Source organism: Streptomyces sp. NPDC023157 (assembly GCF_055560575.1).
Window position 1 is genome coordinate 14,295 of record NZ_JBVHIL010000007.1, and the last position, 12,239, is coordinate 26,533.

At 73.6% G+C, this 12,239-nt stretch carries 10 protein-coding genes; 4 read left to right on the forward strand and 6 right to left on the reverse strand.

Going from position 1 to position 12,239, the window contains the following annotated elements:
• Nucleotides 1–891 carry an FAD binding domain-containing protein gene (locus ACZ3ZE_RS24800; RefSeq protein WP_361177154.1) on the reverse strand — a complete coding sequence of 297 codons (891 nt, stop codon included), beginning with the start codon at nt 889–891 and terminating at the stop codon, nt 1–3.
• Nucleotides 892–1,188: 297 nt separating this feature from the next.
• Here ACZ3ZE_RS24800 and ACZ3ZE_RS24805 point away from each other — a divergent pair, with 297 nt between their 5' ends.
• Entirely contained in the window at nt 1,189–2,886 is a 1,698-nt protein-coding gene (locus tag ACZ3ZE_RS24805; RefSeq protein WP_361177152.1) for a PucR family transcriptional regulator, read from the forward strand.
• 146 nt (nt 2,887–3,032) lie between these two features.
• Nucleotides 3,033–3,827 carry a hypothetical protein gene (locus ACZ3ZE_RS24810; RefSeq protein ID WP_467260745.1) on the forward strand — a complete coding sequence of 265 codons (795 nt, stop codon included), beginning with the start codon at nt 3,033–3,035 and terminating at the stop codon, nt 3,825–3,827.
• A gap of 40 nt (nt 3,828–3,867) precedes the next feature.
• Here ACZ3ZE_RS24810 and ACZ3ZE_RS24815 read toward each other — a convergent pair whose 3' ends face one another.
• Together ACZ3ZE_RS24815 and ACZ3ZE_RS24820 are read right to left on the reverse strand one after the other, a co-directional pair.
• Nucleotides 3,868–5,442: a WD40 repeat domain-containing protein gene (locus tag ACZ3ZE_RS24815; RefSeq protein ID WP_467260748.1), complete on the reverse strand. Its 1,575-nt coding sequence runs from the start codon at nt 5,440–5,442 to the stop codon at nt 3,868–3,870.
• Between the two features lie 66 nt (nt 5,443–5,508).
• Nucleotides 5,509–6,282, reverse strand: a complete 774-nt coding sequence (locus ACZ3ZE_RS24820; RefSeq protein ID WP_361177146.1) for a GntR family transcriptional regulator — start codon at nt 6,280–6,282, stop codon at nt 5,509–5,511.
• A gap of 148 nt (nt 6,283–6,430) precedes the next feature.
• Here ACZ3ZE_RS24820 and ACZ3ZE_RS24825 point away from each other — a divergent pair, with 148 nt between their 5' ends.
• Both ACZ3ZE_RS24825 and ACZ3ZE_RS24830 read left to right on the forward strand, forming a co-directional pair.
• A complete protein-coding gene (locus ACZ3ZE_RS24825) occupies nt 6,431–7,288 on the forward strand; it encodes a (2Fe-2S)-binding protein (RefSeq protein WP_361177144.1) in 858 nt (285 codons plus the stop codon).
• Between the two features lie 220 nt (nt 7,289–7,508).
• Nucleotides 7,509–8,582 carry a DUF2637 domain-containing protein gene (locus ACZ3ZE_RS24830; RefSeq protein ID WP_361177142.1) on the forward strand — a complete coding sequence of 358 codons (1,074 nt, stop codon included), beginning with the start codon at nt 7,509–7,511 and terminating at the stop codon, nt 8,580–8,582.
• Between the two features lie 51 nt (nt 8,583–8,633).
• On the opposite strand, the gene ACZ3ZE_RS24835 is transcribed toward ACZ3ZE_RS24830, so the two are convergent.
• The 3 genes from ACZ3ZE_RS24835 to ACZ3ZE_RS24845 form a co-directional block, all read right to left on the reverse strand.
• A complete protein-coding gene (locus tag ACZ3ZE_RS24835; protein WP_361177141.1) occupies nt 8,634–9,038 on the reverse strand; it encodes an ATP-binding protein in 405 nt (134 codons plus the stop codon).
• 84 nt (nt 9,039–9,122) lie between these two features.
• Complete coding sequence (locus ACZ3ZE_RS24840) at nt 9,123–10,865, reverse strand: pyruvate dehydrogenase (RefSeq protein WP_361177139.1); 1,743 nt, start codon at nt 10,863–10,865, stop codon at nt 9,123–9,125.
• Nucleotides 10,866–10,892: 27 nt separating this feature from the next.
• Nucleotides 10,893–12,146, reverse strand: a complete 1,254-nt coding sequence (locus ACZ3ZE_RS24845) for a protein phosphatase 2C domain-containing protein (protein ID WP_361629396.1) — start codon at nt 12,144–12,146, stop codon at nt 10,893–10,895.
• Nucleotides 12,147–12,239: the final 93 nt, after the last annotated feature.

Here is a 12,239-nt window from a genome sequence, read left to right on the forward strand (position 1 = left end):
TTATGCAGCTCCCTCAAGCGTGCGGCCGTTGCCGCGGTACTGCTCCCAGGTCCAGCCGAGCTGGCGGCGAGCCATGATGCCGACGGCGTGGCGGCGGTACTTGGCGGTGCCACGGACGTCGTCGATCGGGTTGGCGGCACCCGAGCACAGGTCGGCGAACTGCTTGGCGATCGACGGGGTGATGATCTTGCCGCTGTCCCAGAAGCCGCCCTCCTCCAGAGCCGCGTTCAGGAAGGCCTCGGCCTCCTTGGCGCGGATCGGGGTGGGCGCGGCGGAGCCGATGCCGGTCCGTACGGTCCGGGTCTCCGGGTGCAGCGCGAGGCCGAAGGCGCACACGGCGATGACCATCGCGTTGCGGGTGCCGACCTTGGAGTACTGCTGGGGACCGTCCGCCTTCTTCACGTGGACGGTCTTGATGAGCTCGTCGGGCTCCAGCGCGTTGCGCTTCACGCCCGTGTAGAACGCGTCGATCGGGATGAAGCGGGTGCCGCGCACCGACTCGACCTCGACCTCGGCACCGGCCGCGAGGAGCGCCGGGTGGGCGTCACCGGCGGGCGACGCGGTGCCCAGGTTGCCGCCGACGCCGCCGCGGTTGCGGATCTGCGGGGAGGCCACCGTGTGCGAGGCGAGCGCCAGACCGGGCAGCTCGGCCCGGAGGTTCTCCATGATCCGCGTGTACGGGACGGAGGCACCGAGGCGTACGTTCTCCTCGCCGACCTCCCACTCGCTCAGCAGCTCGATACGGTTCAGGTCCAGGAGGTACTCGGGACGCCGGTGGTCGAAGTTGATCTCGACCATGATGTCGGTACCACCCGCGATGGGCACGGCCGTGGGGTGCTCGGCCTTGGCGGCGAGCGCCTCCTCCCAGCTGGCGGGGCGAAGGAAGTCCATGGTGGCTCTCTTCTTGTGCTTCTAGTGAACGGGGGGTCGTCCTTACGGGGCTGGGGGGACGGCCGGCCCTCGACGATCTCTTCATGTGCTGTTAACGCGGTGTGTGGCCTAGTACACAAGCCCGTGTCGCCGGGGTGCAGTCACCGAAAACATGAAGGAGTTGGCTGGCTGCCATCCTCGTCTTGTAGATTCGAACGAAAGGCGGGAAACAGCAACCTCTTCGTTTTCCCCTGGAAACGGTGGCACCACGCCACCGGCGACAACGCGACACCCACGAGAAGGAACGGCGGCGACATCATGCGGCTGCGCGCACTGCTGGAGAACGACGCGCTGGGGCTGCGCCTGCTCGGCGGCGACGAGGAGCTGGACCGCACCGTCCGTGGCGTGATGACGACGGACCTCAAGGACCCCAGCCGCTATCTTTCGGGGGGCGAGCTGGTCCTCACCGGCCTCGCCTGGCTGCGGGACGCGACCGACGCCGAGCCCTTCGTACGGATCCTGGCCTCGGCCGGGGTGGCCGCGCTGGCCGCCGGAGAAGCCGAGCTCGGGGACATCCCCGACGACCTCGTACAGGCGTGTTCACGCCACCGGCTTCCCCTGTTCGCAGTAAACGAGTCCGTTGCTTTCGCGACGATCACCGAGCATGTTGTTCGACAGGTCTCCGGCGAGCGGGCAGGCGACCTGGCCGCCGTCGTCGACCGCCACAGACGCCTCATGACCTCCGGCCCGGCCGGCGGCGGCCCCGAGGTCGTCCTCGACCTCCTCGGCTCCGACCTGGACCTCCGTGCCTGGGTGCTCTCCCCCACCGGCCGCCAGATCGCCGGCGCCGGCGAGCCCCTGGAACCCTCCCTCGCCGCCACCCTGGCCGGCGAACACCTCGCCGCCACCCGCACCGGGCGGCGCGGCCCGCACCGCCTGAACCTCGGCGGAAACACCTACTCGCTCTTCCCGATCCGCAACACCGGCCGCGGCGCCGCCCCCGCCGCCGCGCGCGACGTCCGCGAGACCCTCCTCTCCGACTGGCTCCTCGCCGTCGAGGCCGACGCCGGCGACTGGCCGGCCGCCCGGCTCGACCTGCTCCAGGGCGTCACCCAGCTGATCGCCGTCGAACGGGACCGCCGCGACGCCTCCCGCACGGTGCGGCGCCGGCTCGCCCAGGAGGTCCTTGAGCTCGTCCAGTCCGGCGCCGCCCCCGCCGAGATCGCCGCCCGCCTGCGGGTCGCCGCCCCCGTGCTGCTGCCCGGCCTCGGCAGCGCCCCGCACTGGCAGGTCGTCGTCGCCCGGGTCGAGTGGGAGGAATCCGGACAGGGCCAGGCCATCGACAGCGGCCCCATCGCCCAGGCGCTCCTCGAGGAGATCCTCGTCGACCCCGCGAGCGCCGGCGCCGACTCCTCGGACCGCATCGCCGTCGCCCACAGCGGCGACGAGGCCATCGCCCTCGTCCCGCTCGCCGCCGCCCCGCTCCCCGACAGCGAGGACGAGCCGCCCGCCGTCGCCCTCGGCCTGCACGCCGACGCCCTGCTCGCCGCCGTCCGCGCCCCGCTCTCCTCCGGGCTCTCCGACGACGGCCGGCTCACCCTGGGCGTCAGCGCCGCCGTCCACTCCGCCGAGGGCCTGCGCGGCGCCCTGGAGGAGGCCCGGCACGCCCGCCGGGTCGCCGCCGCCCGCCCCGGCCGGGTCTGCGCCGCCGGACACCACGAGCTGGCCTCCCACGTCCTGCTGCTGCCCTTCGTCCCCGACGACGTGCGGCGCGCCTTCACCGCCCGGCTGCTCGACCCGCTGCGCGACTACGACCGCCGGCACCGCGCGGAGCTCATCCCGACCCTGGAGGCCTTCCTCGACTGCGACGGCTCCTGGACCCGCTGCGCCACCCGCCTGCACCTGCACGTGAACACGCTGCGGTACCGGGTCGGCCGGATCGAGCAGCTCACCGGCCGTGACCTGTCCCGCCTGGAGGACAAGCTGGACTTCTTCCTCGCGTTGCGGATGAGCTGACGGTTCATCTCTTCGGGTGATCACGGGAACTGACGGGGCGGCAGGCGACTGCCGCCCCTTTCCGCGCCCCGCGCGCCCTCCACTCCCCCTCCCCTTGTGAATTCTTTCACCCGACCCCTTGGCCCCGCCCCCGCGGGCGTGCTGAGATGCCGTCCTACTCACAGCTCAATGGCGCGCTCGGGGAGGGCAATGTGGCGTACGGCCGAGAAACCCCACTGGAGACCGCGGTCTGGAGACTCCGCTCCCGCGGTTGCTGGACGGACGCGGCCGAACTGCTCACCCCCCACGCGGCGGAGCCCGCCGCGGCCCTGGAGCGGGCGGCGCTCCTGATCGAACGCTGCCTCTACACCGAACAGGGCTGGGGCGACGCCGAGGAGGCCCTGCGGGCCGCCGAAGCCGTGGCCAGGACCGACGAGGAGCGCGGGGCCGCGGCCTGCGAACGCGGCTACCTCGCCTACGCCTCGACCCTGCTCGGAGTACGGGACCGGGCCGACGAGGCCCGTGCGGCGCTCGGCCGCGCGGCGGCCCTGATCGACCCCGACACCTCCGGGCGGGCCCTGCTCGACTTCCGGCGCGGGCTGATCGCCCAGAACCTCGGCGAGTCCCCGCAGGCCGCCCGGGCCGCTTACCGCCGGGCCCACGAAGGGGCGACTGCGCACGGCGACACCCTGCTGCTCTCCTTCACCTGGCGGCACCTCGCCGGACTCGCCCTGCGCGAGGGCGAGTTGGCCGAGGCCCGGCACGGGTTCACCGAATCGCTGCGGATCCGGGAGGAGTTGGGCTACCTGGTGGGTACCGCGCCCGCGCTGGCCTCGCTCGCCGAGGCCGAGACCGAACCTGAGGCGGGGCGGCTGCGGGCCGAGGCCGAGCGGCTGTTCCGGCTGCTGGGGGGCGTGCCTACGTGGCTGGCAGCGCAGTTGACGCCTCGGCCTGCGATCTGAGGGGGCGGGCGGCGGGAGTGGGTGCGGTTCGTTTGCCTCCTCAGGTGCGTTCCATGCACACCAGTGCCTCGTCCAGGCCCACCAGCAGGTGCCCGTCCGGTGTCACCGCCACCGCTCTCACGGGCGGGCCCGGGCGGTAGGAGCGGTGGGTCTTCTGCTCTATGTCGTGGAGTTCCACGGAGCCGTCGGACCAGGCCACGGCGGCGAAGGGGCCGTGCGGCGTCTCCGTCGCGTGGAGCGAGACGACCGGCGAGGGGCGCTCGGCCAGGGGCTGGGGCTCCGGGTCCCGGCCCGGGGTCCACAGGCGAACCGTTCCGTCGCCGCCTCCGCTGCACACGAACGGCGTCTCCGACTCCACCGCGCCCACCGCCGTCACCCGCCCGCTGTGGAGGGACGCCTGGTGCAGGCCGGTCAGGCCGAAGGCGTGCACGGAGCCGAGCCTGTCGCCCACGACGACCGAGCCGGAGATGGCTGCCAGCGCCGTGCCGGGGTGCCGGGTCAGGGTCGCCGAGACCGCTTCGGTGAGGCGCTGGAGGTAGGGCGGCCTCGGCTCCCTGCCCCGTACGGTGTGCAGCCGGCCGCGCTCGTCCAGGAGCAGGACCGTTCCGTCCGGTGCCGGCGCCAGGGCGATGACGCGGCCCGTGACCGGGTGGTCCAGTCGGCCCAGCGGGTGCGCGTCGGCCGCCCCCAGGAGGCGTACGGCGCCCCCCAGGTCGGCGGCCAGCAGCGTGCCGCCCTGCACGGCGAGCGCCGCCACGGGGCCCGGCCAGGGCGGGGCCACGTCCCCCACCACCCGGCTCCACCGCAGCCGCCAGCGCGCGGGCCCGGCCGCCTCTTCCAGCGCGGGGCGCAGTCTCGGGTCGGCCCCGTCGCCCAGGACGGCGAGCAGCGCCAGGGCCCGGTCGGCGGGGGTGCGGGCCATGCAGAGTGCCTGCCCGGCGCGCAGCCAGGCCGGGCGCAGGCCGCCGTGCTCGTCGGAGGCGTCACGGACGTACCCGGTGGTGACGGTGAAGGGGTCGGCCGCGCAGACCGCTACGGGGTCGGAGAGGTTCGGGGAGGCGTCGGCCGGTCCTTGCCTCGTTTCGGCCGTTTCACCTGTTTCGCCGCGGGCAGCCCCTCCGTCCGGTCTCTCCTCGCGCTCCTCGTCCCGCGGGTCCACTCTCGCGACCCGTCCCTCGGCGAGGAGCGCGTGCTCGGGGGTGCCCTCCCGGGTTTCCACGACCACCCGTACGCGGCCCAGGGTGGCGAGGTCCCGCAGCAGTTCGGCGATCGGGACGGGTTCGGCGGCGGCGTGCAGGGCGGGGAGGAGCAGGACGGTGCGGGGGGCTCGGCCGGTTTCCGTGGTGGCGAGGACGCGGACCAGGTCGGCGGGCGAGGTCGCGACGACGCCGAGGCGGCCCGCGACGGCCCACGCGGTGCCGAGGGCGGTCTGGCCGGTCAGCGGGACGAGGGCGCGGGCGGTGCGGCGGCGGCCCGCGCCACGGGGGCCGTGGCCCGCGAGCCAGTCGAGCAGGCCGGGCGCTTCGTTGACGAGGCAGAGGCGGGGGGCCTCGGGGTCGGTGAGCCAGCCGAGCAGGGCCGAGGCCCCGGGGAGCTCCGCGCGGACGGACGGCATGGGCACCTCTCGCGACGGATGTCGTGCTGACGTTGTCGACCTTAGTCGCCCGTGGCGCCCCAGTCGTCAGTCCTGCGCTCCGGTGAAATGCTCCCGCACGAGTGAGGAGACGACCGGCAGGTCCTGGGCGACGAGGGCGTCGAGCAGGGCGCCGTGTTCGGCGGCGTCCGCGACGAGGTCGCCGTGCCGGGTGGCGGGGGCGCTCACCAGCGGCCACTGGGAGCGGCGGTGGAGGTCGTCGGCGATGACGAGGAGCTGTTCGTTGCCGGCGAGGGCGAGGACGGCGCGGTGGAAGGCGCGGTCGGCCTCGGCGTAGTGGGCGCGGTCGCCCCGGGCGGCGGCGGCTCCGGTGGCCTCGGCGAGCGGGCGGAGTTCCGCCCAGCGGGCGGCGGGGACCGTGCGGGCGAGGCGGAGCATGACGGGGACCTCGATGAGCGCGCGGACCTCCGCGAGTTCGGCGAGCTCGCGCGGGGTGCGTTCGGTGACCCGGAAGCCCCGGTTGGGGACGACCTCGACGGCGCCCTCGGTGGCGAGCTGCTGCATGGCCTCGCGCACGGGGGTGGCGGAGACGCCGAAGCGTTCGCCGAGGGCGGGGGCGGAGTAGACCTCGCCGGGCACCAGCTCGCCGGCGACCAGGGCGGTGCGGAGGGCTTCGAGGATCTGGCCGCGGACGGAGTGGCGGCGGACGGCGCGCGGCGCGAGGCCGGGGGCCGGGGGTTCGCCGTGGGTGTGTTCGCCCCTGGCTTCGTGGACGCGGGCCTGCTCGGGGACCCGTGCGTCACCGTACGGCGACGCGGCCGAGCGGTCCGTGGTCCGCTCGCGCGTGCTGCCCTGCTCCACCCGGGTCCTCCTGCGCTTTGGTGCCGGGCCCGGCTCGCGGTGCCGGGGTCCCCCGTGCACGATAGGCGGACGGCGTCGCAGTTCAAACACCATGCGTATCGGGTAAGGTAAGGCTAACCTGCTAACGATCGCGATTCGGTGGTCCCGTATGGCCGTCCCCGCTCTGCTGCCGTCTCCCCCCGCCTCGCCCGTCGCGGCCTCCTACGCCCGGCTCGGCGAGGTCTTCTCCGGTCTGCGCGTCGACGAACTCGCCCGGGACGAACGGATGCCGCGCGGCGACGGCTGGGTCGGCGCGGACGAGCTCGGCGCCGGCGGCGGCGTCCTGGACGCCTTCCTCGCCTGGGACGAGGCGCAGGTGCTGCGCGACTACGGGCGCTCGGCCCGGCCCGACGTGGTGGCGAGTTTCGGACTGCACCGGTACGCCTGGCCCGCCTGCCTGCTCGTGACGCTCCCCTGGTTCCTGCACCGCCGGGTCCCCCGGCTGCCCGCGCGGAACGTGGCCTTCCAGCGTGCCCTCGGGCGGCTCGCGGTCCGGGTCGAGGAGTTCGCCTGTCTGCCCGGCGACCCCGCCGCCGCACTGCCCGGCGCCCGGGTGGTCCCGGACGAGGAGGCGCTGCGGGCCGAGGTGCGGGCCTCGCTCGGCGAGCACTTCGAGGAGCTGCTGGCCGGCTTCGGGCCCCGGATGCGCCGTGGCCGGCGGGCGCTGTGGGGCATGGTGACGGACGAGATCGTCGAGGGGCTCTGGTACGTCGGGGAGCTGCTCGACGAGGAGGACCGGGCCATGGCGGAGCTGGAGCTGCTGATGCCCGGCGCCTCCAAGCCGTTCGTGGGCGCCGCGGGCTTCCGTGCGCTCGAAGGCTCGGCCGAGGTGTGCGGAGCGACCCGTTCCACCCGCGACCGGGCGACCTGCTGCTTCTTCTACACGCTGCGCCCCGAGGACACCTGTCTGACCTGCCCGCGCACCGCCGACCCCGAGCGGGTCCGCAGGCTCGCCGTGACCGCCTGACCGACTCGTGCCGCTACGCCACCCCCAGGGGTGGCGTGATTCGAACTCAACTCCCGCTGTTCGCGTACGAGTTCGACCAGATGGCACCTATTCGTATGCCGTACGGCCCCGATGGCGTGCTCTTGTCCCGAAACCCCGTGGCCGCGCTGTCCGGTCGGCCAGTATGGGCGGCCGTATCGCCCTAACTGCGAGGCACCACTGCGAGGCAAGGGACATCGCCATGAGACTGACCGACATATCGCTGGACTGGCTGCTTCCGGGCGGCGTGATGGTGGCGGGAGTCCTGACGGCGGTGGCGGTGCTCGCGCGCGGGAAGCGCGCCGGTGACCAGGCCGCGGCCGACGACTCCTGGGAGCGCAGCGAGGAACGCCGCAGACGCAAGGAGGCGGTCTACGGCACCGCCTCCTACGTCCTGCTCTTCTGCTGCGCCGCGGTCGCGGCGGCGCTCTCGTTCCACGGCCTCGTCGGCTTCGGCCGGCAGAACCTCAACCTCACCGGGGGCTGGGAGTACCTGGTCCCGTTCGGCCTCGACGGCGCGGCGATGTTCTGCTCGGTGCTCGCCGTCCGCGAGGCCAGCCACGGCGACGCGGCCCTCGGCTCGCGCCTCCTGGTGTGGACCTTCGCGGGGGCCGCGGCCTGGTTCAACTGGGTGCACGCCCCGCGCGGCCTGGGCCACGCGGGGGCCCCGCAGTTCTTCTCGGGGATGTCCCTGTCGGCGGCGGTCCTCTTCGACCGGGCGCTGAAGCAGACCAGGCGGGCCGCGCTGCGCGAGCAGGGCCTGATCCCGAGGCCGCTGCCGCAGATCCGGATGGTCCGCTGGCTGCGGGCGCCCCGGGAGACCTTCGGCGCCTGGTCGCTGATGCTCCTGGAAGGCGTACGGACGCTGGACGAGGCCGTCGACGAGGTGCGCGAGGACCGCAAGGAGAGGGAGGCCAACCGGATCCGCAGACGGGAGCAGGCGAAGCTGGACCGGGCGCGCCTGAAGGCGCTCAACCGGCAGCACCGCGCGTTCGGGCGCGGCGGCGGCCGTCAGGTGGAGGTGTCGGCCCTGGGGACCGGCACGGGTGCGGGCTCCGCGACGCCGGTGCAGGCCGCCGTCGCGGAGCCCGCCATAGCGGACCCCGGACAGTTGCCGCTTCGACACCGGCCCTCCCTCCAAGCCGTGAAGGGCGCTGAGGCGCGCACGGGCGAGTCCCGGACGGTGGACCTCACCGCCGAGGACGACACCCAGACGCTGCCCCGGCTCGACTCCCTTGAGCGCAAACTGGCGGACCTGGAGCAGCAGTTCGGCTGAGCTCCGGTACGCGGGTACGCGCACGCCCCCCACTGGACGGCGGGGCCGCCCTCAGGCGGCCCCGCCGTTCAGTTCGAACCAGACCACCTTGCCCACGCCGTGGTTCTCGACCCCCCACGAGTCGGCGAGCGCCTGCACCAGGACCAGTCCTCTGCCGTGCGTGCCGTCCTCGGCGCGCGGCGTCCGCGAGCGGTGCAGCCCGGAGACGAAGTCCCGGACCTCGACCCGCAGCTGCTCGGGGGCGACGGTGGCGGTGACGACCGCCCCGTTGTCCGTGTGGATCAGGGCGTTGGTCACCAGCTCGCTGGTCAGCAGCTCCGCGACGTCGCCGGCGCCCGGCGCGCCCCACGTCGCGAGCATCGCCCGCAAGGCGTGCCGCACCTCGGGCACCGCGGTGAGATCCGCGCCCCCCACCTTTCTGAGCAGTTGAGTCGGCTGTCGCGCCTCCCCGGCCATATCCCCCACCCTGCGTCGGATCGAACAGGTTCACGGGGATGCATGCCCCCTGGGGAGGCCCGCATTCACGGGTGGGGCGGACCGTCAGGGGCGGGGCACGTTGCGCAGGTTGGATCGGGCCATCTGGAGCATCCGGCCCACTCCGCCGTCGAGGACGATCTTGCTGGCGGAGAGGGCGAAGCCGGTGACCATCTCGGCGCTGATCCTGGGCGGGATGGAGAGCGCGTTGGGGTCGGTGACGACGTCCACGAGGGCCGGGCCCCTGTGCTTGAAGGCGTCCTTGAGGGCGCTCGTGAGCTGTTTCGGCTTCTCCACGCGGACGCCGTAGGCGCCGGCCGCGCGGGCGATGGCGGCGAAGTCGGGGTTCTTGTTGGTGGTCCCGTACGAGGGGAGTCCGGACACGAGCATCTCCAGCTCGACCATGCCGAGCGAGGAGTTGTTGAAGACGATCACCTTCACCGGCAGGTCGTACTGGACCAGGGTGAGGAAGTCGCCCATCAGCATGGAGAAGCCGCCGTCGCCGGACATCGAGATCACCTGGCGGTTCCGGTCGGTGAACTGGGCACCGATCGCCTGCGGCAGGGCGTTGGCCATGGAGCCGTGGCTGAAGGAGCCGATGATGCGGCGGCGCCCGTTGGGTGAGACGTAGCGGGCGGCCCAGACGTTGCACATGCCGGTGTCGACGGTGAACACGGCGTCGTCGTCGGCGAGTTCGTCGAGGACGGAGGCGACGTACTCGGGGTGGATGGGGACGTGCTTCTCCACCTTGCGGGTGTACGCCTTGACCACGCCCTCCAGTGCGCCGGCGTGCTTCTTCAGCATCTTGTCCAGGAAGCGGCGGTCCGTCTTGGCCCGGACGCGCGGGATGACGCAGCGCAGGGTCTCGCGGACATCGCCCCAGACGGCGAGGTCGAGCCGGGAGCGCCGGCCGAGCCGCTCGGGCCGTACGTCCACCTGGACGATCTTGACGTCGTCGGGCAGGAAGGCGTTGTACGGGAAGTCGGTGCCGAGCAGGATCAGCAGGTCGCACTCGTGGGTGGCCTCGTAGGCGGCGCCGTAGCCGAGCAGTCCGCTCATGCCGACGTCGTACGGATTGTCGTACTGGATCCATTCCTTGCCGCGCAGCGCGTGTCCGACGGGTGCCTTCACGCGCTCGGCGAACTGCATGACCTCGGCGTGCGCGCCCGCGGTGCCGCTGCCGCAGAACAGCGTCACCCGTTCGGCGGAGTCGATCAGCCGGACGAGGGCTTCGATCTCGGTGTCGCCGGGGCGGACGGTGGGCCGGGAGGTGACCAGGGCGATCTCGGGGGCCTTCTCCGGCGCGGGCTCGGAGGCGACGTCGCCGGGCAGCGACACGACGCTGACGCCGCTCTGGCCGACCGCGTGCTGGATCGCGGTGTGGAGCAGCCGGGGCATCTGCTTCGGGGTGGAGATCAGCTCGCTGTAGTGGCTGCACTCGCGGAACAGCTGGTCCGGGTGGGTCTCCTGGAAGTAGCCGAGCCCGATCTCGCCGGACGGGATGTGGGAAGCCAGCGCGAGGACCGGGGCCATGGAGCGGTGGGCGTCGTACAGGCCGTTGATGAGGTGCAGGTTGCCCGGGCCGCAGGAGCCGGCGCAGGCGGCCAGCTTGCCGGTGATCTGGGCCTCGGCGCCGGCCGCGAAGGCGGCGACCTCTTCGTGCCGCACCTGGATCCAGTCGATGCCGGAGGTACGGCGGATCGCGTCGACGACCGGGTTCAGGCTGTCGCCGACCACTCCGTAGAGGCGCTGGACGCCCGCGCGGACGAGGATGTCGACGAACTGTTCTGCGACATTCTGTTTGGCCATGGGTCCATCAACCCATGGCCGGGGAGGTTACGCCTCCCAGACGCCCACCCCCGTGCGGTCGTCGGCGTAGCCGGTCACGCGCAACTGGGTGTCGGCGAGGAAGGCGGCCAGACCGGGCGGTTCGGCGCCCGCCCAGCGGGTGGCGAGCTCGCGGGCGAGGGCGGGTTCGCCGCGCAGCGGTTCGGCGAGGCCGTGGGAGGCGAGCAGCAGGGTGTCGCCTGGACGGGCGACGGAGGCGCGGAAGCGGAACGGTTCGGCCGGGGGCGGCAGCGGTTGCTCCACGAGGGGGCCGGGGGCGGTGGTGATGCCGAGGTCCATGGTGAGGCGGTCGCCCTCCTCGGTGGCCTCCGGCACGTCGGGCGTCCGCACGGGCGGCGAGCCGTAGCCCACGACGGGGGCGCCGACGGTGGTTTCGGGGAGCAGCGGTTCGATGTCCTGCCAGGCGCCGTCGCGCAGCCGGAAGAGGCCACCGGTGCCGATGCCGAAGAAGACCCGGGTGCGGCAGCCGGGGTCGGCGGAGAGCAGCAGACAGCGCAGGCCCGCCGTGTACGCGTCCGGGTCGAGGCCCCGTTCGGCGGCGCGGGTGCGCAGGCGGCCGTAGGTGCGGTCGGTGAGCCGGTGGAGGCCGGACTTGAGGTCGCCGCGGCGGCCGGAGCGGATGTCCTCGGAGAGCCGGGCGTGGCTGCGGCCGACGGCTTCGGCGATCCAGCGGCAGACGTCGGCGGCGGCGAGGTGGGCGTGTTCGGCGGCGCGCTGTCCGGCGGCGACGGCGACGAGGACGAGGGCGGCCTCGTCGTGGCCGAAGCGGGCGGTGAGGAGCGCGTCGCGGCGGGGTTCGCCGCGGAAGCGGGCGGAGTCGCCGCGGACGGAGGCGGCGCGCAGGGTGTAGGCGCCGTAGCGGGCCCCGTCGAGGACGGTGTCGGCGACGAGTTCGTCGAGCTCCCCGGGCCGGGCGGCGGGCAGGGCGGTGGGCTCGGCCTCGTAGGTGGGCGGCCGGCTGCCGACGTGTCCGGTACGGGGGCGGGGCGCGGGGACCTGGAGGGTGGGTGCCGTCAGGGGCTCGTCGGCGGGTGCCCCGAGGGGTGCCTCGGTGGGTGCCGGCACCGGCTTCTCCGCGGGCGGGCGGTCCGGGGGCGCCTCGTCAGGAGGCGTCTCCAGGGTCGTGGTCCTGGACGCGGAGTCGAAGCGGTCGTCGAGGCTGTCGGGCGTCGGGACGGGCCCGGTGTCCGGGGCCGAGGCGTCGTAGAGCTTGTCCCACCAGTTGTCCCCCTGCTGAGTCATGCCCTTATTGTCCACCGCACAGGCCGTCTGAAAACGGGACATCCGGAAATGTGTCGTGGAAAGCCCGGTGGCGAACGGGTGGGAAGGGAAATG

Coding starts and splice junctions, on each gene's coding strand:
- ACZ3ZE_RS24830 (WP_361177142.1), top strand. CDS start 7,509: ATGAGACTGACCGACATATCGCTGGACTGGCTGCTTCCGGGCGGCGTG.
- ACZ3ZE_RS24825 (WP_361177144.1), top strand. CDS start 6,431: ATGGCCGTCCCCGCTCTGCTGCCGTCTCCCCCCGCCTCGCCCGTCGCG.
- ACZ3ZE_RS24800 (WP_361177154.1), bottom strand. CDS start 891: ATGGACTTCCTTCGCCCCGCCAGCTGGGAGGAGGCGCTCGCCGCCAAG.
- ACZ3ZE_RS24845 (WP_361629396.1), bottom strand. CDS start 12,146: ATGACTCAGCAGGGGGACAACTGGTGGGACAAGCTCTACGACGCCTCG.
- ACZ3ZE_RS24840 (WP_361177139.1), bottom strand. CDS start 10,865: ATGGCCAAACAGAATGTCGCAGAACAGTTCGTCGACATCCTCGTCCGC.
- ACZ3ZE_RS24805 (WP_361177152.1), top strand. CDS start 1,189: ATGCGGCTGCGCGCACTGCTGGAGAACGACGCGCTGGGGCTGCGCCTG.
- ACZ3ZE_RS24835 (WP_361177141.1), bottom strand. CDS start 9,038: ATGGCCGGGGAGGCGCGACAGCCGACTCAACTGCTCAGAAAGGTGGGG.
- ACZ3ZE_RS24810 (WP_467260745.1), top strand. CDS start 3,033: ATGCCGTCCTACTCACAGCTCAATGGCGCGCTCGGGGAGGGCAATGTG.
- ACZ3ZE_RS24815 (WP_467260748.1), bottom strand. CDS start 5,442: ATGCCGTCCGTCCGCGCGGAGCTCCCCGGGGCCTCGGCCCTGCTCGGC.